The sequence below is a fragment of the Marinobacterium sp. MBR-111 genome (genome assembly GCF_040547585.1).
In the GTDB taxonomy this organism is placed as follows: Bacteria; Pseudomonadota; Gammaproteobacteria; order Pseudomonadales; family Balneatricaceae; genus Marinobacterium; species Marinobacterium iners.
Window position 1 is genome coordinate 66,918 of the sequence record NZ_JBEPQA010000004.1, and the last position, 19,190, is coordinate 86,107.

The 19,190-nt window shown below is 53.1% G+C and carries 26 protein-coding genes; 21 read left to right on the forward strand and 5 right to left on the reverse strand.

Going from position 1 to position 19,190, the window contains the following annotated elements:
* Positions 1-40 precede the first annotated feature (40 nt).
* Together ABIE61_RS04015 and ABIE61_RS04020 are read left to right on the forward strand one after the other, a co-directional pair.
* Complete coding sequence (locus tag ABIE61_RS04015) at positions 41-415, forward strand: translation initiation factor Sui1 (protein ID WP_206835406.1); 375 nt, start codon at positions 41-43, stop codon at positions 413-415.
* Positions 416-433: 18 nt separating this feature from the next.
* A complete protein-coding gene (locus ABIE61_RS04020) occupies positions 434-1,204 on the forward strand; it encodes an aspartyl protease family protein (protein WP_206835404.1) in 771 nt (256 codons plus the stop codon).
* 10 nt (positions 1,205-1,214) lie between these two features.
* Here the strand turns inward: ABIE61_RS04020 and ABIE61_RS04025 are convergent, their stop codons facing one another.
* Positions 1,215-2,180 carry a methylenetetrahydrofolate reductase gene (locus ABIE61_RS04025; protein ID WP_354406919.1) on the reverse strand — a complete coding sequence of 322 codons (966 nt, stop codon included), beginning with the start codon at positions 2,178-2,180 and terminating at the stop codon, positions 1,215-1,217.
* Positions 2,181-2,282: 102 nt separating this feature from the next.
* On the opposite strand from ABIE61_RS04025, the gene ABIE61_RS04030 reads away from it, so the two are divergent.
* Positions 2,283-2,840: a DUF1285 domain-containing protein gene (locus ABIE61_RS04030; protein WP_354406921.1), complete on the forward strand. Its 558-nt coding sequence runs from the start codon at positions 2,283-2,285 to the stop codon at positions 2,838-2,840.
* Positions 2,841-2,850: 10 nt separating this feature from the next.
* Here the strand turns inward: ABIE61_RS04030 and ABIE61_RS04035 are convergent, their stop codons facing one another.
* Both ABIE61_RS04035 and ABIE61_RS04040 read right to left on the reverse strand, forming a co-directional pair.
* Entirely contained in the window at positions 2,851-4,590 is a 1,740-nt protein-coding gene (locus ABIE61_RS04035) for a PglL family O-oligosaccharyltransferase (RefSeq protein ID WP_354406923.1), read from the reverse strand.
* 85 nt (positions 4,591-4,675) lie between these two features.
* Positions 4,676-6,013, reverse strand: a complete 1,338-nt coding sequence (locus ABIE61_RS04040) for a magnesium transporter (protein WP_354406926.1) — start codon at positions 6,011-6,013, stop codon at positions 4,676-4,678.
* A 92-nt stretch (positions 6,014-6,105) separates the two neighbouring features.
* On the opposite strand from ABIE61_RS04040, the gene ABIE61_RS04045 reads away from it, so the two are divergent.
* On the forward strand, positions 6,106-6,648 hold the full coding sequence (locus tag ABIE61_RS04045; RefSeq protein WP_354406929.1) for a YaeQ family protein: 543 nt from the start codon (positions 6,106-6,108) through the stop codon (positions 6,646-6,648).
* A gap of 1 nt (position 6,649) precedes the next feature.
* On the opposite strand, the gene rfaH is transcribed toward ABIE61_RS04045, so the two are convergent.
* Positions 6,650-7,141 (reverse strand): transcription/translation regulatory transformer protein RfaH, encoded by a 492-nt coding sequence (gene rfaH, locus ABIE61_RS04050; protein ID WP_206835393.1) that lies wholly within the window; start codon positions 7,139-7,141, stop codon positions 6,650-6,652.
* Positions 7,142-7,395: 254 nt separating this feature from the next.
* Between rfaH and ABIE61_RS04055 the strand changes: the two genes are divergently transcribed.
* From ABIE61_RS04055 to ABIE61_RS04065, 3 genes are read left to right on the forward strand one after another with little or no spacing between them, the layout of a single operon-like run.
* The gene (locus tag ABIE61_RS04055; protein ID WP_354406932.1) at positions 7,396-8,754 is read left to right on the forward strand and encodes an MBL fold metallo-hydrolase RNA specificity domain-containing protein; all 1,359 of its coding nucleotides are present in this window, start codon (positions 7,396-7,398) and stop codon (positions 8,752-8,754) included.
* Positions 8,751-9,155: a nucleotidyltransferase substrate binding protein gene (locus tag ABIE61_RS04060; protein ID WP_354406935.1), complete on the forward strand. Its 405-nt coding sequence runs from the start codon at positions 8,751-8,753 to the stop codon at positions 9,153-9,155. The genes ABIE61_RS04055 and ABIE61_RS04060 overlap by 4 nt, the downstream gene beginning before the upstream one ends.
* Positions 9,152-9,478: a nucleotidyltransferase domain-containing protein gene (locus ABIE61_RS04065; RefSeq protein WP_354406938.1), complete on the forward strand. Its 327-nt coding sequence runs from the start codon at positions 9,152-9,154 to the stop codon at positions 9,476-9,478. The genes ABIE61_RS04060 and ABIE61_RS04065 overlap by 4 nt, the downstream gene beginning before the upstream one ends.
* 19 nt (positions 9,479-9,497) lie before the next feature.
* On the opposite strand, the gene ABIE61_RS04070 is transcribed toward ABIE61_RS04065, so the two are convergent.
* On the reverse strand, positions 9,498-9,683 hold the full coding sequence (locus ABIE61_RS04070) for a hypothetical protein (RefSeq protein WP_354406940.1): 186 nt from the start codon (positions 9,681-9,683) through the stop codon (positions 9,498-9,500).
* Positions 9,684-9,799: 116 nt separating this feature from the next.
* Between ABIE61_RS04070 and ABIE61_RS04075 the strand changes: the two genes are divergently transcribed.
* The 14 genes from ABIE61_RS04075 (at position 9,800) to rfbB (ending at position 19,185) form a co-directional block, all read left to right on the forward strand.
* Positions 9,800-10,375, forward strand: coding sequence for an ATPase (locus tag ABIE61_RS04075; protein ID WP_354406943.1), 576 nt, complete (start codon positions 9,800-9,802; stop codon positions 10,373-10,375).
* The gene (locus ABIE61_RS04080) at positions 10,372-10,557 is read left to right on the forward strand and encodes a hypothetical protein (protein WP_206835379.1); all 186 of its coding nucleotides are present in this window, start codon (positions 10,372-10,374) and stop codon (positions 10,555-10,557) included. The genes ABIE61_RS04075 and ABIE61_RS04080 overlap by 4 nt, the downstream gene beginning before the upstream one ends.
* A 45-nt stretch (positions 10,558-10,602) precedes the next feature.
* Entirely contained in the window at positions 10,603-10,905 is a 303-nt protein-coding gene (locus tag ABIE61_RS04085; protein ID WP_354406946.1) for a nucleotidyltransferase domain-containing protein, read from the forward strand.
* Entirely contained in the window at positions 10,902-11,369 is a 468-nt protein-coding gene (locus tag ABIE61_RS04090) for a hypothetical protein (RefSeq protein ID WP_354406949.1), read from the forward strand. Before ABIE61_RS04085 ends, ABIE61_RS04090 begins: the two co-directional genes overlap by 4 nt.
* Before the next feature lie 56 nt (positions 11,370-11,425).
* Entirely contained in the window at positions 11,426-11,692 is a 267-nt protein-coding gene (locus ABIE61_RS04095; protein WP_277987728.1) for a DUF4160 domain-containing protein, read from the forward strand.
* Complete coding sequence (locus ABIE61_RS04100; protein ID WP_206835370.1) at positions 11,685-11,936, forward strand: DUF2442 domain-containing protein; 252 nt, start codon at positions 11,685-11,687, stop codon at positions 11,934-11,936. Before ABIE61_RS04095 ends, ABIE61_RS04100 begins: the two co-directional genes overlap by 8 nt.
* Positions 11,937-12,134: 198 nt before the next feature.
* The gene (locus ABIE61_RS04105; protein ID WP_354406952.1) at positions 12,135-12,341 is read left to right on the forward strand and encodes a hypothetical protein; all 207 of its coding nucleotides are present in this window, start codon (positions 12,135-12,137) and stop codon (positions 12,339-12,341) included.
* 53 nt (positions 12,342-12,394) lie between these two features.
* Entirely contained in the window at positions 12,395-13,705 is a 1,311-nt protein-coding gene (wbpA, locus tag ABIE61_RS04110) for a UDP-N-acetyl-D-glucosamine 6-dehydrogenase (RefSeq protein ID WP_354406955.1), read from the forward strand.
* A gap of 19 nt (positions 13,706-13,724) precedes the next feature.
* Positions 13,725-14,672, forward strand: coding sequence for a Gfo/Idh/MocA family oxidoreductase (locus tag ABIE61_RS04115; protein ID WP_354406958.1), 948 nt, complete (start codon positions 13,725-13,727; stop codon positions 14,670-14,672).
* Positions 14,673-14,703: 31 nt separating this feature from the next.
* Complete coding sequence (locus ABIE61_RS04120) at positions 14,704-15,297, forward strand: acyltransferase (RefSeq protein ID WP_354406960.1); 594 nt, start codon at positions 14,704-14,706, stop codon at positions 15,295-15,297.
* A gap of 31 nt (positions 15,298-15,328) precedes the next feature.
* Positions 15,329-16,435 carry an AAA family ATPase gene (locus ABIE61_RS04125; protein ID WP_354406963.1) on the forward strand — a complete coding sequence of 369 codons (1,107 nt, stop codon included), beginning with the start codon at positions 15,329-15,331 and terminating at the stop codon, positions 16,433-16,435.
* Entirely contained in the window at positions 16,435-16,932 is a 498-nt protein-coding gene (locus tag ABIE61_RS04130; protein WP_354406966.1) for a hypothetical protein, read from the forward strand. The genes ABIE61_RS04125 and ABIE61_RS04130 overlap by 1 nt, the downstream gene beginning before the upstream one ends.
* A gap of 73 nt (positions 16,933-17,005) precedes the next feature.
* Complete coding sequence (locus tag ABIE61_RS04135) at positions 17,006-18,082, forward strand: DegT/DnrJ/EryC1/StrS family aminotransferase (protein ID WP_354406968.1); 1,077 nt, start codon at positions 17,006-17,008, stop codon at positions 18,080-18,082.
* Entirely contained in the window at positions 18,082-19,185 is a 1,104-nt protein-coding gene (gene rfbB / locus ABIE61_RS04140; protein ID WP_354406971.1) for a dTDP-glucose 4,6-dehydratase, read from the forward strand. Before ABIE61_RS04135 ends, rfbB begins: the two co-directional genes overlap by 1 nt.
* Positions 19,186-19,190: the final 5 nt, after the last annotated feature.

A 19,190-nucleotide genomic window follows, 5' to 3' on the forward strand; every position in this document is an offset into this window, starting at 1 on the left:
ATTCTTACTTCATATAACGCTCAGGATTATGTGAAACAGTATGGCAAGTCTACGTGACCAGCCCAGTGGGCTGGTATATTCAACTGAAAGTGGTCGACATTGCCCTGCCTGTGGCGAGCCGGAAGCGCAGTGCAAGTGCGATGATCTGAGTGAGGCTGAGCGACTGGCGGCACTGGATGGTGTGGTACGCATTCGGCGCGAGACCAGCGGCCGCAAGGGCAAAGGTGTGACCACCATCACGGGTGTGCCGTTGTCGAGTGCAGAGCTGAAAACGCTGGCGAAAAAGCTAAAGCAGCGTTGCGGTACCGGCGGCGCAGTGAAAGAGGGGGTGATCGAGATTCAGGGAGATCATCGTGAAACGTTGAAAGCGGCGCTGGAAGCTGAGGGCTATAAGGTCAAAGCTGCTGGTGGTTGAGGCAATGTGGGGAGCAGGATGAAATCTTATTGGGTATTCGCTAGTTTGATAGTCAGTTTTCAACCCGCATTTGGTGACGTATATCATTATGTTGATGAGAGAGGGCGGAAGGTTTATGTGGATCGAAAAAGTGAAATTCCACAACGATATCGTGAGCAAGTTCAAACCATAGGTTCGGTTGAAGCTCGTACTAAACCTATAAGTATCGATCTCCAATCGGTTGAAGGTCAGGTAGATGAAGCCTTTAATGAAGGCCTCGCACATCAACAAATAGGTGAATTGAAAAGTTTTATGGATAGCCTTGTAACTCCTGTATTAATTCAGGGTAACTCGGTGTTTGTTCCTGTGCGCTTGTATTATGGCAACCAAATGATTCGGGTTAATCTATTACTGGACACTGGTGCTTCTAGAACAGTGCTTCATGATGATGCGATTGCTGATTTGTCTATTGTAAAGCGATCAGGCAGTCAGGCTCGTGTAGCAGGTGGTGGAGTTATTGATACCCGTGACGTTGCTTTCAGCCGTATGGAAGTTGGCCCCTATAAGCCAGAGAATACCATGTTGAGTGTTATTCACAATCATGATGCTGGCTCAAGATTTGATGGCCTGCTGGGTATGGATTTTCTTCGGGGAATTGAGTTTGACGTTGACTTTGAGAATAGCAGGATTGTTTGGCAGAAAAGTGATTATGACAAAGCCGCTGGAGATATTCAGCAGCTTGAAGCCCTCATTCAGAGGGTCCAGGCTGCTAGAAATGATGCGTTGAATGGATCATCAAAGCAGAGGTGAACTCGGCCTGTTACAGGTTATGGCAGAGTTGTCGTTCTGCCAGTCTCAGATCGAGCGTTGCCTTGAGCAGCTGATACAGCTGGATTGAGGCATCGATTTCGGTCTTGCGGTTGGTCAGGCTTTCAATGTTTAACCCTAGTGGCAGGCCCAGTGGCAGACAGGCATCCAGAATCTGTTCCAGATTGTTCTGGCAGATGCGAATCGATTCTGCCAGCGGCTTTTCCGCATCCAGAATGCGGTAGCGGGTGGCCTCGGGTACTGAAATGCCCAGCCACTGCATGAACTCCAGCGTCTTGGCACTACCGCAGGGAGTGAATGTCAGAATGATGCGCTGTGGTGTCAGGCCCTTTTCCTTGCAGCTGCGGGCATAGGAGGTGAGCAGGTCGATGGTGGCCTGTGCATTGTATACTGCCTGCGACACGAAAAACTCACAGCCGTTACCCATCTTGCCCAGCAGGCGTTCATGTTCGTTGCCCTTTACCGAGTGGCGTTCGGCAATGGTCACACCACCCAGATGAAACGGATGCTGGTGTTCCTGCAGGGTGGTATAGGCCTCACTCAATGACAGCTTGATGTCGCCTTCAGATGAGGGGCTGCCCACCAGTACCAGGTTGCGCACACCGTACTCATTCCAGCTTTGTTCCAGCCAGTGTTCAAAATCGGCGCGGTCGCGTTGGGCAACGCTTTTGTAAGTTATGATCGGTTTGCCGCTTTTCTGGCTGAGTAAGCGCGAGTAGTCACGCGGGTCGCGGGTTTCCATGTAGGGAAAGGGGCGCGGCGTGTCGATACGGCTGCTCTCGTCCTGGATGTCATAGACGATCAGGCCGTCATACTCCAGTGTGTCCAGCCTAGCCAGCAGGCGTTCGGCGATCTCCTGCATCTGCATATCCTCGGTGCTGGCCTTGGGTGGGGTAGTGCCCACAAAACAGACGCTGCGGTGAGGGTCGGCAAATTTATGTTGCAGGGTATCGCTCATGGTGGTTTTCCATTATCCGGTTGGTCTTGATTATTTTGTGAATTATATTCATTTTAGTGAACAGGATGATGAAATCTTCTGCAGACACTGTGAGGCATCTTCATGAGTACAAGGTTTGACCCCGTACAGCTGGGCCAGCAACTGGAAGGCGAAGCCGATATTCCACCACTGGAAAAGTGGAACCCGGCGTTTTGTGGCGACATTGATATGCGGATTGCGGCGGATGGACGCTGGTTCTATGAAGGTTCGCCCATTGGGCGCGAAGCGATGGTGAAGATGTTTGCGCGGGTGCTCTGGCGTGAAGGGGACAAGTATTTCTTGAAAACACCGGTCGAGAAGGTCGGCATTCAGGTGGATGACGTGCCCTTTTTTGTAACTCAGGTGGAGCATCAAACGGGTAAGAAAGGGCTGGAGCTGATCTTTATCACCTCAACCGGCGACCGGGTGCGGGCTGATGCCGAACACCCGATACGGGTCAAGACCGATTCAAAAAGCGGCAAGCCTTCACCCTATCTGATGATTCGCTTCGGTATGGAAGGCAAGCTGTCACGCAATCTGTTCTACCAGTTGGTGGAATTGGCTCGTATGGTGGAGACCTCGCGCGGTACTGAGTTGGTGGTGGACAGTGCCGGCGAGATATTCAGTCTGGGGCGCCTGTAGCCCACTGGTGTTATTGCGCCTGGCTGCCCTCAGGGGTGGAGGCGGCTAGCAGCGGCTCGCGTTCTTCAAGCTTTTGGTAGGAGCTGGAGATAACCGGGTGTTGCGGGAAAAGATACAACCCGCGCTCGATCGTTGCTTCGGCATTGCCGGTCATGCCCAGGTGGTGGTATGCCAGCGCCAAGTCATGGAAGGATGATGTTTCCGGGGTGTGGAGTAGGTATGTCTCAATCCAGTCGATATAAATCTGCGTCCAGTGTTGCGTGCCCTGTGTCAGATCCTGATTGAGCAGTGCCTTCAGTGTCAGCATGGTCGCGAATTCATTGAAATACAGGTTGTCCTGTGCGGCACGCAGCTCGTCAAGATTGATCTCTTTGTAGAGCAGGAAGCGGGTCAGGTCTCGGCTGGTTCCAAAGGTGGTGGTGCAGAACATGACGGTTGCCAGCAGTAAAGCAGTTGTTGCGGCCGGAATGGGGATAAGCGCCGCAGAGGGCCAGTTTAACCAGCGGTAGCGCTGCAATGGACGGAAGACCAAAAAGCCCAGAAACAGGAACAGCAGCCAATGATACATGGAGGAGTAAAACGGCAGCTCAACCTGAGTATGCAGTGTGATGGGAAGCAGAATGGCCAGCATAGCGCCACCACGCTGCCAGCCCAGCCGATAAAGTTGCATCAGTGTGGCACTCAGAATGGCGACAATGCCCAGCAGCGCAAGTGAGCCTCCCTCGATAGCCCAGAACAGCAGCTCGTTATGCGGGTGGCTGAAACGGGCATGGCCGATCAGCGGCTCGCCACCTCTGGCCTCAAGGTATTCTGCGGCACGATCATGGAAAACTCGCTGAAAACTGCCGATGCCGTGGCCGGCGAGTGGTTTATCGGTATACAGATCCCAGGCGATGCGATAGAGGTGTGGACGTGCATCGCGACCCTCATCTGCAAGCTGCTCCAGTTTGGAAGTGGCCTTCCAGAAACCGTCGCTGGTCGCGATGCCGCTGCCGGTACCCAATACCAGCAGGGCAACTGCAAGCAACGCCTTGACTGGCGTGCGCCGCAGCAGGGTAAAGCGCGCAGCCACTACGAGCGGAACAGACAGAACCAGTGCAACCAGACCGATGCGTGAGCCGGTGATCATGACGATAAAGCTGCACACAAACAGGGTGGTCAAGGTTAGCGTTTTGAGCAAAAGTGAGCGTTGGTTAAAGCCGGGTGTACTGAGTTGATACAGGCTCAGTACTACACCTGTCACCATAACCGAAGCAAGAATGTTGGGTTGCATGAAGACGCCCACTGCGCGGGGCGTTTCAGGATGAGGGATCAGCCCGAACAGGGGGCGGCCGGGTAGGGTCTGTAGGAATGCAATCACGCCATTGAGCAGCAGACCACCCAGTATGATGTAAACGGCATTGTCGAGGGTGCGGCGATTGGCCTGAAACTGAAATAATGAGAAGAAAAACAGCAGCCCCATCAAAATGGTGGCCAGCCGGAACATCCAATCCACCGGTCGGTCAAGCCCGGTTATGAAACCGCTGACCACCATGCCAACAGGCAAGGCCAGAATAAGCATTGTGTGGCGCGGCAGCACCAGCACCTGGTGTTTGTAGATGTAGAGGCCTGCAAAAAATATCGAGGCTGCTGCAATTTCCCACAAGAAAATATTGAACGGAATCAGCAGAGCATCATGTCCCGGATTGGGAAAATAGATTAGTGGAAGTAGCGTTAGCAGGAAAACAATCAACAAAAAGGCACGGTTCACGGGGCATTGTCCATGGCTTTCGACCCATTTCGGGTCAGTGAGTTTTCATTAAATGTTATCGGGTTATAGTGACCGAGGCTACCGTTCACAGTAACAACAGCGTTCCCAGTCCCAAAAAAGCCACAAATCCCACCACGTCGGTCACGGTGGTCAGGATGACCGAGCCTGACAGGGCCGGGTCGATCTTGAAGCGTTCGAGTACCACCGGGATCAGAACACCCGAGAGCGCGGCAGCGGCGATGTTGATCACAATCGCCAGAGCAATGACGACACCAATGGCGGCGCTGCTGAACCACAGCGACGCCACCACCCCTATGACCAGTGCCCAAAGCACACCGTTCAGGCCGCCTACACTGAGCTCCTTTTTCAGCAGTGGCATCATGTTGGCGGTGGTGATCTGCCCCAGTGCCAGGCCGCGAATAATCAATGTCAGCGTCTGGCTGCCGGCGATGCCGCCCATTGAAGCCACGACAGGCATCAGGACGGCCAGGGCCACGATCTGCTCCAGCGTGCCTTCAAACAGGCCAATGGTCCAGGAGGCCAGAAAGGCGGTGAGTAGGTTGATGCCCAGCCAGGTTGCGCGGCGGCGTGAACTGCGCATTACCGGCGCAAAAAGGTCTTCTTCCTCATTAAGGCCCGCTGTAGCCATCAACTGGGCTTCGTAGGTTTCATGAAGAATTTCTGTGCTCAGGCGCTGCGGCATGCGACCCAACAGCAGGCCGTTGTCACCCACCACCGGCAGTGCGGCTACGGCCGCCAGTTCAAAGCGGTCGGCGGCCTCTTTTAGCTCGGTTTCGGCTTGAAGTGGCTCCAGATCAGAATCGCACAGCTCTGTCAGCGGCAGGTGTGAGGCCGCGCTGAACAGGGCGGTGATCGGAACGGCACCGGTATAGCGGCCGGTACGGTCTACCAGCCAGAGGTGTTCGGTATATGCCGGCACCGCACGCCGCAGCAGCCGTTGAGCGTCTCGTACGCGGCTGTTGTGCGGCAGTATGAGCAGTTCATGGTCCACATAGCGCCCAATGGCGTTGTCGTCGTAACGGGCGCTCTGTTCATAATGCGTGCGCTGTTTGTCATCCATGCGCGCCAGCGCGATATCCACTACTTCTTCAGGCAGAGACTCGGCCAGTTCTATCAGCGTTTCGGCATCCAGGTCCGAAATCAGTTGATCCAGAGTGGCGCTGTCGAAGTGATGCAGCAGGCTCTCGCGTGCCTCGCCACGCATGGCAACCAGTACATCGGCATGCAGTTCTGCCGGTACATGCTCCCAGGCATGCTGACGTGCATCCAGTGGCAGTGATTCCAGCAGCAGCGCGATCTGATCTGGCTCCAGCGCTTCAAACGACTCAGGCAGAGGCTGCCCGCCGGGGTTGTCATCGTGGCGGATCATCTGGTCTATGTGCTGGCTGATGTCGTCACTCATGGCAGGAGCCTGTATCCGTAGGGTTTACGGTATGTTAACGGCTGACGCCGAGGGGCGCTATAATGTCGCCACTTTGTTAAGGATTGATAGTCATGGCTCAAAACGCAACAGTATTCAGGGTGCACCTGCAGATTGCCGATATGGATCGGCACCACTATTCCGATTACAGCCACACCCTGGCGCGGCACCCCTCCGAAACCGACCTGCGCATGATGGTGCGACTGCTGGGGTTCATGCTGCGTGCTGATGAACGGCTTGAGTTTACCCGTGGCCTGTGTGTTGATGACGAGCCTGACCTGTGGCTGAAAAGTTATTCCGGTGAGATCGAGCTGTGGATCGATACCGGTTTGCCCAGTGAGAAGCGTATTCGCAAGGCGTGTAACCGCTCAAAGCAGGTTCTGCTGTTGGTGTACGGAACCGACCAGGCGGTGAACCCCTGGTGGTCAGGGTTACAGGGGCAGGTAGGGCGCTTTGATAACCTTGAAGTGCTGCGTATTCCGCCACAGCAGAGCGACGCACTCGCCGCACTGGCTGAGCGCGGTATGCACCTGAATTGCACTATTCAGGATGGGCAGGTCTGGATCAGTGGTGACCATGGTGAGGTCACCATTGACCCCGAAAAGTGGCTACCCTGAGCTAATCTGCCTTGATGGCGCTGAGGGGCAGTGACAGCTTCTGCCAGCGCCCGAGCAACTCCAGCAACAAAAATGCCCGCTTCTCGCCGTCGTATTCCAGAAAAACAGCGTTTAAATGACTGAACGGGCCTGCTTCGATGCGTACAGGCTGTTGTGGTTTGAGTGTGTGGTGCTCAGATTCCTGCCGCAGGCGGTCGCGTAAGTGCTCTACAACATCATCCGGTACCACAGCGGGCTTGTTCCCAAACGTAATCATGCGTGCCACACCGCGTGTCGAACGAATGGGCCGCCAGTTGCTGGTCAGTTCTGACAGCTCAATAAACAGATAGCCGGGAAACAGCGGTTCAACCCGCGCAACCCGTTCACCCCGTCGCAAGCGCTCCACCTTGATGGTCGGGCAAAACACTTCATAGCCCTGATTGGACAACTCTTGCGCCGCACGTGCGGCCTGGCCGGGCTTTGACTGAATGACATACCATTTGAAATCTGACATTGGGTGTCCCTTCTGCAACTGGCCTATTCTATCAACAAGTACCACCGGCCGCAGGCTTGATACAGCGCACAAGCGGGTCAGCTTGGCTGATTGCATTAGCATTAGGCAAGGGTATGATTGCAGGCGTGTACATTTGCTCAAAATGTACAAAACCGATAATGACTAGGGACAGGGTGTTGAGGATTGCCCGAGCAGACCTCCGGGCGGTAGCGTGTCTGAACGCCAACACCTCAGGGTAAAAGGATCTGCCAACGATGAGAATTGACCACCACGGTGCACGCGATGGTGTCACCGGCTCTTGCCACCAGCTTTACATTGACCAGAACAACAGCCTGCTGATTGATTGTGGTCTGTTTCAGGGTGGTGAAGCCGGTAACGGCAACAGCGGCGACCGCCATCGCATCGATTTTGATATCAGTAGTGTTAGGGCACTGATTGCAACTCATGTGCATATCGACCATGTCGGTCGCATTCCGTGGCTTTTGGCAGCAGGTTTTAACGGGCCGATCATCTGTTCACAGCCTTCAGCCAAACTGCTGCCACTGGTACTGGAGGATGCGTTCAAACTGGGTATCAGTCGCGACCGTTCGCTGGTCAAGCGCTACCTGAAGCAGATCGAATCGCGTACGCTGGCGCTTCCCTACAAACAGTGGTTCTCGCTGATCGATACGCCTGAGCACACAGTGCAGATCAGGCTGCAGCGCGCCGGCCATATCCTGGGCTCAGCCTATGTGGAAGTGAATATCAGCCAGCCTGGTATCAAGCCAGGCACTCGCATCGTCTTTTCCGGCGATCTGGGCGCTAGCCACACGCCATTGCTGCCAGCACCCAGGCCGCCGTATCGTGCTGACATTCTGGTGATGGAAAGCACCTACGGTGATCGCAACCACGAGAATCGAGCTAGACGTAAACACAGGCTCAAGGCCGCGATCTATCGTGCACTGCACAACAACGGCACCGTTTTGGTACCGGCCTTCAGCATCGGCCGTACGCAGGAACTGTTATACGAGCTGGAAGAGTTGCTTGATGACGAACTGCCGGTCATCCTCGACTCGCCACTGGCATCCAAATTCACTGATGCCTATCGAGAATTGAAACCCTTTTGGGACGACGAAGCCCACGCCCGGCTGAAACAGGGCCGCAAGCCACTGGCATTCGACACACTGCTGACCGTAGACAGCCACCACGAACACCTGAAAATGGTCCACCACCTGTCTCGTTCCGGTCGCCCGGCCATCGTTATCGCCGGCAGCGGCATGTGCAACGCTGGCCGTATCGTCAACTACCTCAAGGCGATGTTGGGCGATGAGCGGCACGATGTGTTATTTGTGGGTTACCAGGCTGAAGGCACACCGGGGCGTGCGATACAGCAATACGGCCCGCAAGGCGGCTGGGTGGAACTCGACAACGAGCGCTACAGCATCCGCGCCCGTGTCGAAACCATCGGCGGCTACTCTGCCCACGCTGACCAACAGGGGCTGGTCAATTTTGTGAAAGGCATGAAGCACAAACCTCGCGAGATACGGCTGGTGCACGGGGATAAAGGCGCGAAGCAGGCGTTGAAAGAAGCGTTGGTATTGGCAGGAATAAGTAATACGGAATTCAAAACATGACCGAACATGACATCCGCTGGCATCAGCGTTTCCAGCAGTACGGCAACGCCTTCACCCTACTGGAGCAGGCCATCCGCATTCAGCAGCCCAGTGTTGTTGAGCGTGCTGGCATCATCCAGTTTTTTGAGATGGCGTTTGAACTTGCCTGGAAGCTCCTGAAGGACTACCAACAGGCGGAAGGCTTTGACGTGAGCAGCCCGCGTTCAGCTCTCAAGCAGGCATTTCAGAACGGACTGATCGAGGATGGCCACCGCTGGATGCAAGCGCTTGCAGACCGCAACCTGACCACGCATACCTACAATGAAGCAACAGCCATCGTCGTCGAGCAGAAAATCCGTGATGATTACTACCCGTTGTTGGTGCAATTACGGGGTCGGTTTGCAGGTATGATCAACTCATGAGCCTGGAGCAGCAAACAGGTCTCACGGCACGTGACTTTGAGATGATCACCCAGGCAGCTGCACGTCAGCCAGAAATCGAGCACCTGATATTGTTTGGCTCTCGCGCAAAAGGCAATTATCGCAAAGGTTCAGATGTTGACTTGGCCGTGCAGGGCGCAGATGTCACCTATGACAGCATCACAACCCTCGCCGAAAAGCTCAATGAAGTGCTGCCGCTGCCCTACATGTTCGATGTACTGGATTACAACACCCTGGCAGAACCGGCACTCAAGGCACATATAGACCGAGTAGGGCTGGAGGTCTACTCCAGGGCCAAGTCGTAGCCTTGGCATCCATAGCGAACTATTTTAAACAACCATGCGCCTGACCCCAAAACAGCACCAGATCATCGTCACCACGCTGCGCCGTTACTTTGGACAGCGCAGCCGCATTCTGCTGTTTGGATCGCGTGTGGATGATAACGCCTGCGGTGGTGACATCGATCTCTACATCGAGCCGGGACTGACTGATGCCGACCAACTTGAACATCACCACCGCCGGCACCGGCTACCTGGGCCTATCCAACGTGGTACTGCGGGCTCCTTATAACAGGCCGGAACTATGTTGAAAGTATCGGCATCAAACGGCAAAAGGGAGGCTGGGTTGTGAAACCGATCTGCTGGATTTTGGCAGGGCCAAATGGCTCAGGTAAGACAACCTTCGCTAGCAGATTCTTACCTCAGGTTGCAGGTGTAACCAGCTTTATCAATGCTGACCTGATAGCAGCAGGATTGTCGCCTTTTGCACCGGAAAAACAGCTTCTTAAAGCCAGTCGTATATTTCTGCAGCAGATGCAAAGTTGCATTGAAGCCAAAGAAAGCTTTAGCTTCGAAACAACGCTTTCAGGAAGGGGCTATTTTAAGCTTATCCAGCGCCTGCGACAGGAAGGCTGGCATGTAGAGCTGGTATATTTGGCTCTGCCCAGTGTTGAATTGTCTCGTCAGCGTGTTGCTGAAAGAGTCAAGCATGGTGGTCACGATATACCACGGGAAGACCTGATGCGTCGGTTCCCCAAGAGTCTGAAACACCTGCTTCAGGAATATAGCCAGAAAGCCGATCATTGTGTCTGCATGATGAACCACCGGGATAAGCCGGAATTGGTATTTGAAAACTTCGGTGAAACCAGAGTAGTACACAATCCTGATATGCTGGATCAACTAACCAAGAGGTCCACCCAATGAGTACAACACAGCAGCCACAGCCCTGCTCGTCATCCACACTGTTGGCCAGTTTGGCACATGCCGTACAAGAAGAGTTAGAGAAAAAACGCAAGCTTGGTCACTACTATGTGACCGATGAAAACGGCCGTATCGTTTTCAAAGGAGATGATGCCCCTGCAGCAGAAACACACGCTGGCAAGTGAAAAAAACATGTATGCAGTAGAGTTTGAAGCAGGCATCCCTCACCCATGCGCCTGACCCCAAAACAGCAACAGATCATCGTCACAACTCTGCGCCGTTACTTCGGCCAGAACAGCCGCATTCTGCTGTTTGGGTCGCGTGTGGATGACAACGCCCGCGGTGGTGACATCGACCTCTACATCGAGCCGGAACTGACTGATGCAGACCAACTGGTCGATGCCAGGCTCAATGCCATGGCTGAACTGCATACACTCTTGGGTGAACAGAAAATCGACCTGGTCATCAACCGTCATCACAGTACCAGCCTGCCGATCTACCGTGTGGCACAGGAAACAGGAGTCGCCTTGTGAAAGCCGATATCGCCTATAAAGGTGCACTCGACATCTGCAATACCCATGCAGAGCGCTTGAATTGGGCCATGGCCGAGCTCAAGCCCCATTTCCCGCTGACACCGGCAAAGCTGGCACAACTGACACCATTGGAGCTGGCCATCTTTGACCAGTTTATCGTGCGCTTCTCCAAGCTACAGGATGCCATGGGCGCCAAACTGTTACCTGCGGTACTGGATCTGACCCAAGAGCAGGGCGAGCTGAGTGCATTCATTGACAAGCTGAATAGGCTCGAAAAAATCGGCGCCATAGAGTCCGCCAACGAATGGCTGCAACTGCGAGAAATGCGTAACCAGTTTGCGCATGATTATCCCGAAGACTCCGACATACAGGCCAGCCTGTTGAATAAAGCTTTCGGCCTCAGTGAGCGGATGTTGGTCATCCTGAAGGGTGTCAGTGATTTTGCTGAGCGTTACCAGCAGTAAATTTTACTGACCCAGTTTCGGGTACTGAATTCAGGACTTGATACGGAGGCAACGGAATGCCGATACTCTCAGTCTTTTTCGGGATCGTAGTGCGAATGTGGCACGATGATCATCCACCACCTCATATTCATGTTGAATACCAAGGCTATGAGGCGCTGGTCGCTATACATACGGGTGAGGTGCAGCAGGGTAAGTTACCGAACAAAGTTGCTGCTATAGTCAAGGAATGGTGCATGAACCATCAGCAGGAATTGCTCTTGAATTGGGAAAAGGCACAGCACTTTGAACCTCTTGAACGCATCAGAGGTGCGGATCATGATTAAAATTCTCAATGTCCATTACACAAGTCAATCATCGATTACACTTGAGTTCTCTGATGGCACAACGGCTGTTTTCGATCTCCAGAAGTACCTGTCGGAGCATGAAGGGCCGCTGCTGCAGCCACTGTGCGATACAGCCTACGCACAGAGACTGTTTATCGACTGCGGCGCCTTGTGCTGGCCAAATGGCTTGGAACTGTCACCAGCCAGGTTGTATGAGTACACACACGCAAAAAAGGTGGCCTAGTCTGACCCATGCGCCTGACCCCACACGCCATACATGCCATCAAATCCGCCGTTAGCGCCATCTTCGGCGCAGACGCTGAGGTCAAACTATTCGGCTCGCGCACAGATAACAACGGATATATTCTATTCTGATCCGAATTTAAGAGTAAAAACCACTCCACGGAAGGAGTTTGCATGAAAAAAATCATCATCTGTGCCGATGGCACCTGGCAATCGCCAGAATCCGATAGCGTTACCCACATCCTGCGTACTGCACCGCCGCGTCATACGCGAAGTAGAACCGGTACTGCACATCAGCGTGCGCCAACGCTGGCTGGATCAATCGGTACGCTACTCCAGCCCCGCACTCACGGCACTGCTGGCGCGAGTGAATAATGACTGGGAGCGGGTAAGGGTGGTGGAGTGAACGAAGCTTTACTTTCACGAGATTCCATTTAGCAAACTGATTTAGAGAAGCCGATGTCGACACTTCAAGCCACCCTCGCCAAGTTCAAAAACAAGGAAGCCGTGATCGGTATTGCAGGTCTCGGCTATGTCGGGCTGCCGTTGATGTTGCGGTACAGCGGTGTTGGCTACCGTGTGATCGGTATCGACATTGATGCTGAAAAAGTAAACCAGCTGAACACTGGTAAAAGCTACATTGAACACATCCCTGCAGAGAAAATTGCCGGTGCCCGTGCATCAGGCTTTGAAGCGACCACCGATTTCAGTCGTGCCGCCGAGTGTGATGCGCTGGTGATGTGTGTGCCTACACCGCTGAACAAATACCGCGAACCGGATATCAGCTTTGTCATTAACACGATGAATGCACTTAAGCCACATCTGCGGACCGGCCACGTGATTTCGCTGGAGAGTACGACCTACCCGGGCACCACCGAAGAAGAGCTGCTGCCGCGTGCAGAAGAGGGTGGTCTTAAAGTAGGGGAAGACCTGTTCCTGGTGTACTCACCGGAGCGTGAGGACCCAGGCAACCCGGACTTTGAAACCCGCACCATCCCTAAAGTGGTGGGCGGTCACACCAGAGCATGTTTGGAAGTAGGCGTAGCCCTGTACGAACAGGCGATTGATCACATCGTGCCGGTCAGCTCAACAAAAGCAGCCGAAATGACCAAGCTGCTCGAAAACATTCACCGTGCCGTTAACATCGGCCTGGTCAACGAAATGAAAATCGTAGCCGACCGCATGGGGATTGATATCTTTGAAGTGGTCGATGCAGCCAAAACAAAACCGTTCGGCTTTACAGCCTACTACCCTGGCCCAGGTCTTGGGGGGCACTGTATCCCGATCGATCCTTTCTACCTGACCTGGAAGGCGCGCGAATACGGTTTGCATACCCGCTTCATCGAGCTTTCCGGTGAGGTTAACCGTGCCATGCCGGAGTACGTGGTTGGCAAGTTGATGGACGGCCTGAACGATGCGGGCAAGTCACTGAAGAACAGTAAAGTATTGGTACTGGGTATCGCCTACAAAAAAAATGTCGACGACATGCGTGAGTCGCCGTCAGTTAAGATTATGGAACTGATCGAAGCCAAGGGGGGCATTGTGGCCTATACCGATCCGCATGTGCCGGTATTCCCGAAAATGCGCGAGCACCACTTTGACCTGTCCAGCGAGCCGTTTACAGCTGAAAATCTGGCCAGTTTTGATGCGGTGCTACTGGCCACAGACCATGATCGCTTTGACTACGACCTGATTAAACAGCATGCGAAGCTGATTATCGACAGCCGTGGCAAGTACCGTGAGCCGGCAGCACACATCATCAAGGCCTGACAGCAAGGAACTGACAGTCATGAAAAACTTTGCATTGATTGGTGCCTCAGGCTATATCGCGCCGCGTCACATGAAAGCGATCAAAGACACCGGTAACCACCTGAGCGTTGGCTACGACATCAACGACTCGGTCGGCATTATCGATAGCATTTCGCCTGCCAGTGAGTTCTTCACCGAGTTTGAGCGCTTTCAGGAGTACGCATGGCAGCTCAAACGGAATCCTGAAACAGCATTGGATTACGTGGCCGTTTGCTCGCCCAACTACCTGCACCATCCGCATATTGCAGCAGGCCTGCGCCTGGGGTGTGATGTGATCTGTGAAAAGCCACTGGTGCCGAGCCCCGATATGCTTGATGAGCTGGCGCTGGTTGAGAAAGAAACAGGGCAGCGCGTCTACAACATCCTGCAGCTGCGCCACCACGACGCGATTCTCAAGTTGAAAGAGAAAGTTGCCAACGAGCAGCACAGTAGCAAGTATCAGGTTGACCTCACCTATATTACCTCCCGTGGCAAATGGTACATGGAAAGCTGGAAAGGCGACCCGCGTAAGTCATTCGGTGTGGCTACCAATATTGGCGTGCACTTTTTTGATATGCTGCATTTCATATTCGGCAAGCTGGAAAAGAGCGTGCTGCATTTTGCCAACGACTACAAGGCTGCCGGCTACCTGGAGTATGAGAAAGCACGTGTACCCTGGTTCCTGTCCATTGACGCCAACGACCTGCCGGAAGAAGTGAAAGGCAAGCAGACGACTTTCCGAAGTATCAGCTGTGATGGTGAGCAGATTGAGTTTTCGGCCGGGTTTACCGACCTGCACACAATCAGTTATCAGGAAATACTGGCAGGCCGTGGCTATGGTATCGAAGATGCGCGCCACTGTATTGAAACGGTGCATCATATTCGTAACGCTCAGCCGGAACAGCCCGCACAGGGCGAGGGCCATCCCTTCCTGAAAAAATGCCTTTAACGTTTTAAGTGTTCAACGCAAGTGAAAGTCTATGAACTATCAAATCCATGAATCTGCGATTGTCGACGAAGGCGCCCAGATCGGTGAAGGCTCACGCGTATGGCACTTCGTACATGTCTGTGGCGGGGCTAAAATTGGCAAGGGCGTGTCCCTTGGCCAAAACGTCTTTGTCGGCAACAAGGTTACCATTGGCGATCACTGCAAAATTCAGAACAACGTATCCGTCTACGATAACGTGCATCTGGAAGAGGGCGTTTTCTGCGGCCCGAGCATGGTATTCACCAATGTGTATAATCCCCGCTCACTGATTGAGCGCAAAAGCGAATACCGCGACACTCGGGTTAAAAAAGGTGCCACTTTGGGCGCCAACTGTACCATCGTCTGTGGTGTCACCATCGGTGAGTTCGCCTTTATTGGCGCAGGTGCGGTTATCAACAAGGACGTGCCCGCCTATGCGCTGATGGTCGGCGTGCCTGCCAAACAGATCGGTTGGATGAGCGAGTTTGGCGAACAGTTGGATCTGCCGCTAACAGGGCAGAGGCAGGCTACCTGCCAACACACGGGTACAATCTACACACTCGATGGCACTCAAGTATCGACGGCTGTGCTAGAGTCACCGCAATAACTTACGCATCAAAGCTTAGGTACATTAGCCCATGCTGAACACTGTTTATATCCATCATTTTCGTTGCCTGCAGAACTTCAAGCTCAGTTTGAAAGATCAGCACTCAGTGTTGCTGCTGGGTCGTAACGGTGCGGGTAAGTCCAGTTTTTTTGATGCACTTGAGGTATTGCAGCAGATAGGCCGTGGTGTAACTCAGCTGAAAGATCTGATCAAAGTAAGCGATTTTGCGTTTGGCGAGACCTACAAACCCATTAGTCTTGAAATCAATGCCACACTTGGCAACCAAGTATATGAATATGTGCTGGAAATAGAACTACCGGAAAACTTCAGCCAGCCCAGGGTCAGGCAAGAATCCTTCAAGGTTAACGGTAGAACCAACTATCAACGCGAGTGTGGAAAGACTCAACTGGGTCGAAATGCAGAGTTTACTCTAGACTGGCACCATGTAGGCTTGCCATTGATCTCTACGCGTAATGATGATGAACCCATTGCACGCTTTCGTGAATGGCTTGCCAATATTCTAGTACTCTCGCCGGTGCCCAGCGGGTTCGATGCGGCAAGTAAAGACGAAACAGCTTATCTGAGCCGCAATGCCAACAACACGCTGGATTGGGTGCGTCATCAACTGGCAGTTTATCCGGCACTGTATACCGATATTGCCGATTTCATGCAGCTACGCATGCCCGATTTTGGCAGCTTCAAATTTGTCACCACAGGCCGCGATGAAAAAGAACTGGTTTTCAAGTTCAATGATCCCGCAGGCAAGAGCCTGGAATTGAACTTCCAGCAGCTGTCTGATTGTGAAAAAATCTACTTCCTCACGGCAACCGTGCTGGCCGCCATCACCAACGAAGAATCGGTACTCTGTCTGTGGGACGAGCCGGATAACTATGTATCACTGCCAGAACTCAGTCACTTTATCACCGCATGCCGCAAGGCATTTGAAAACAGCAAAGTGGCATCTCAGGTTATCATGTCCAGTCATAACGCCAGGACCATAAACGAATTCTCGGAGCACAATACCTTTCTGGTATCGCGGCAATCTCACCTGCACCCTTCAAGACTGGAAGTTGTCTCAGAAAAGGAATACCTGAGTGCAACCTTCATTGATGCCTACGAGAACGGAGAACTCGACTAATGGCGGTGAATCGGCATAAAAACCATCTTGTGATCTATCTGGAAGACAGACCGTACCGTGGCATCGTCAATGGGGTGAAAACACTGCCAAACGTTAACGATCAAGTCATTGATGCGAGGCCACCCTGTGGTGGTTGGGCCAAAGTTTTTGCGGAGCTGGAAGACAACCTGCGCCTTTTGAATGCCAAGCCTGAAATGCACGCCTTACTGCTCATGGACTTCGACAATGACTTTGAAAAACGTAAAAAACGTTTTGAAGACATGCTAAACCAGCATACGTGCAAGAATCGCGTTTTCCTTTTAGGTGTAGATGATAAAGAAAGCGAAGATCTGAAAGCAGCACTCAAGCAAAGCAATAATGAAGCAGTGGGAAAAATTTTGGTAGAACAGTGCCCTGAAGAAACCAATGAACATTGGAGTAACGCGCACTTGCGTTGTAACGCTGCCGAATTAAACCGGATGCAACAGATGGGTATATTCGACTGGCTGTTTGTTTGATTGTTTGAATTTATCAACGCTTGATATTCCACCCCCCATTAATGGTAGGCGCGGATTTACCCGCGATAAGCAGATGCAATTCATCGACTTGGCCGCCCAACAGGCCCGCATCAAAGACAAAATTAACGCCAATATCCAAAAGGTCCTCACGCACGGTCAATATATCCTTGGCCCCGAAGTGACCGAGCTGGAAGAAAAGCTGGCCGCCTTTACTGGCGCACAATACTGCATCACCTGCGCCAACGGCACTGATGCACTGCAGATTGCACAGATGGCACTGGGTATAGGCCCCGGTGACGAAGTGATTACCCCCGGGTTCAGTTATATTGCCACCGCTGAAACCGTTGCGTTGCTGGGTGCCAAACCCGTATATGTGGATATTGACCCCAACACTTACAACCTTGACCCAGGCCAGTTGGAAGCGGCAATTACGCCACGGACCAAGGCGATCATCCCGGTCAGCCTGTATGGTCAGTGCGCCGATTTTGACGCCATTAACGCTATAGCAGCCAAACAGGGTATACCCGTGATTGAAGATGCTGCGCAAAGCTTTGGGGCGAGTTACAAAGGTAAAAAATCCTGCAACCTGACTACAATTGCCTGCACCAGCTTCTTCCCCAGCAAGCCACTGGGCTGCTACGGTGATGGCGGTGCCATCTTCACCAATGATGAAGCACTGGCCAAAGTAATCCGCCAAATCGCACGCCACGGCCAGGATCGCCGCTATCATCATGTTCGAGTCGGTGTTAACAGCCGACTCGACACCCTGCAGGCGGCAATACTGTTACCCAAGCTTGAAATATTCGCGGAAGAGATCGAGCTGCGTAACCAGGTCGCTGCCAACTACACACGTCTGCTAAATGAGGCCGGTATACACACCACCCCGCATGTTGAGGCACACAACATCTCCGTGTGGGCGCAATACACGATTCGTGTGAAAAACCGTGAGCAGGTGCAGAAAAAACTGAAAGATGCAGGCATTCCGACTGCCGTGCATTACCCAATACCACTTAACAAACAGCCGGCAGTGGTAGATGCACAGGCACAGCTGCCAGTAGGGGACGAGGTTGCGGAAGAGGTTATGAGTTTGCCGATGCATGCTTATTTGAGTGAGCAGGAGCAGAAAAAAGTGGTAGGAAGACTAACATAATGAAGCTCCTCGTTACCGGCGGGGCCGGCTTTATTGGCTCAGCGGTTATCCGCTATATCATTCAGAATACTCAGGATAGCGTTGTTAACGTCGACAAACTCACCTACGCAGGCAACCTTGAAAACCTGCGCGAAGTCGATAACTCTGATCGCTATGTCTTTGAGCAGGTGGATATCTGTAACCGCCACAAGCTGGAGAGGGTATTTGCTGAACACCAACCAGATGCCATCATGCACTTGGCGGCTGAAAGCCATGTTGACCGTTCAATAGATGGTCCGGCTGTGTTTATAGAAACCAACATCGTCGGTACCTATACCTTGCTGGAAGTCGCTCGCAGCTACTGGCAGGGCCTTGATGGCACCCGAAAGCAAGCGTTTCGCTTCCTTCATATCAGCACCGATGAAGTCTACGGCGATCTGCCACACCCGGCAGAAACGGACGAGGTGCTCCAGCATCTTTTCACCGAAAGCACCGCCTATGCCCCCAGCAGTCCATACTCGGCCAGCAAGGCCAGCTCAGACCACTTGGTACGCGCCTGGATGCGCACCTACGGCTTCCCGGCTATGGTGACCAACTGCTCCAACAACTACGGGCCGTATCATTTCCCCGAAAAACTGGTGCCGTTAATGATCCTCAACGCACTGGAAGGCAAGCCGCTGCCGGTCTATGGCAAGGGCGACCAGATCCGCGACTGGCTCTATGTAGAAGACCACGCCCGCGCACTGTATAAGGTCGTCACCGAAGGCAAAGTCGGCGAAACCTACAATATCGGCGGTCATAACGAAAAGCAGAACATCGAAGTGGTCCGCACCATCTGCGATACTCTGCAGGAGCTTATCCCGCCCACCAAGAACACCTGCCTCATGGGCGCGCGCTCCGTGCGCGATTACAAAGAACTTGTTATCTTTGTAAAAGACCGCCCCGGCCACGACCGCCGCTACGCTATCGATGCAAGCAAAATTCAGCGCGAACTTGGTTGGCAACCAGAAGAAACCTTCGAGTCAGGCATCCGTAAAACCGTGCAGTGGTATCTCGAGAATCTGGAGTGGTGCCGCCACGTGCAAGATGGCACCTACAAGCGTGAGCGACTTGGTCAGCGCTGATTACA

Excerpts from the sequence above, each read along its gene's own strand:
- ABIE61_RS04015 (WP_206835406.1), top strand. The coding sequence starts at position 41 with ATGGCAAGTCTACGTGACCAGCCCAGTGGGCTGGTATATTCAACTGAA.
- ABIE61_RS04020 (WP_206835404.1), top strand. The coding sequence starts at position 434 with ATGAAATCTTATTGGGTATTCGCTAGTTTGATAGTCAGTTTTCAACCC.
- ABIE61_RS04025 (WP_354406919.1), bottom strand. The coding sequence starts at position 2,180 with ATGAGCGATACCCTGCAACATAAATTTGCCGACCCTCACCGCAGCGTC.
- ABIE61_RS04030 (WP_354406921.1), top strand. The coding sequence starts at position 2,283 with ATGAGTACAAGGTTTGACCCCGTACAGCTGGGCCAGCAACTGGAAGGC.
- ABIE61_RS04040 (WP_354406926.1), bottom strand. The coding sequence starts at position 6,013 with ATGAGTGACGACATCAGCCAGCACATAGACCAGATGATCCGCCACGAT.
- ABIE61_RS04045 (WP_354406929.1), top strand. The coding sequence starts at position 6,106 with ATGGCTCAAAACGCAACAGTATTCAGGGTGCACCTGCAGATTGCCGAT.
- rfaH (WP_206835393.1), bottom strand. The coding sequence starts at position 7,141 with ATGTCAGATTTCAAATGGTATGTCATTCAGTCAAAGCCCGGCCAGGCC.
- ABIE61_RS04055 (WP_354406932.1), top strand. The coding sequence starts at position 7,396 with ATGAGAATTGACCACCACGGTGCACGCGATGGTGTCACCGGCTCTTGC.
- ABIE61_RS04060 (WP_354406935.1), top strand. The coding sequence starts at position 8,751 with ATGACCGAACATGACATCCGCTGGCATCAGCGTTTCCAGCAGTACGGC.
- ABIE61_RS04065 (WP_354406938.1), top strand. The coding sequence starts at position 9,152 with ATGAGCCTGGAGCAGCAAACAGGTCTCACGGCACGTGACTTTGAGATG.
- ABIE61_RS04070 (WP_354406940.1), bottom strand. The coding sequence starts at position 9,683 with ATGTTCAAGTTGGTCGGCATCAGTCAGTCCCGGCTCGATGTAGAGATC.
- ABIE61_RS04080 (WP_206835379.1), top strand. The coding sequence starts at position 10,372 with ATGAGTACAACACAGCAGCCACAGCCCTGCTCGTCATCCACACTGTTG.
- ABIE61_RS04085 (WP_354406946.1), top strand. The coding sequence starts at position 10,603 with ATGCGCCTGACCCCAAAACAGCAACAGATCATCGTCACAACTCTGCGC.
- ABIE61_RS04095 (WP_277987728.1), top strand. The coding sequence starts at position 11,426 with ATGCCGATACTCTCAGTCTTTTTCGGGATCGTAGTGCGAATGTGGCAC.
- ABIE61_RS04100 (WP_206835370.1), top strand. The coding sequence starts at position 11,685 with ATGATTAAAATTCTCAATGTCCATTACACAAGTCAATCATCGATTACA.
- ABIE61_RS04105 (WP_354406952.1), top strand. The coding sequence starts at position 12,135 with ATGGCACCTGGCAATCGCCAGAATCCGATAGCGTTACCCACATCCTGC.
- wbpA (WP_354406955.1), top strand. The coding sequence starts at position 12,395 with ATGTCGACACTTCAAGCCACCCTCGCCAAGTTCAAAAACAAGGAAGCC.
- ABIE61_RS04115 (WP_354406958.1), top strand. The coding sequence starts at position 13,725 with ATGAAAAACTTTGCATTGATTGGTGCCTCAGGCTATATCGCGCCGCGT.
- ABIE61_RS04120 (WP_354406960.1), top strand. The coding sequence starts at position 14,704 with ATGAACTATCAAATCCATGAATCTGCGATTGTCGACGAAGGCGCCCAG.
- ABIE61_RS04125 (WP_354406963.1), top strand. The coding sequence starts at position 15,329 with ATGCTGAACACTGTTTATATCCATCATTTTCGTTGCCTGCAGAACTTC.
- ABIE61_RS04130 (WP_354406966.1), top strand. The coding sequence starts at position 16,435 with ATGGCGGTGAATCGGCATAAAAACCATCTTGTGATCTATCTGGAAGAC.
- ABIE61_RS04135 (WP_354406968.1), top strand. The coding sequence starts at position 17,006 with ATGCAATTCATCGACTTGGCCGCCCAACAGGCCCGCATCAAAGACAAA.
- rfbB (WP_354406971.1), top strand. The coding sequence starts at position 18,082 with ATGAAGCTCCTCGTTACCGGCGGGGCCGGCTTTATTGGCTCAGCGGTT.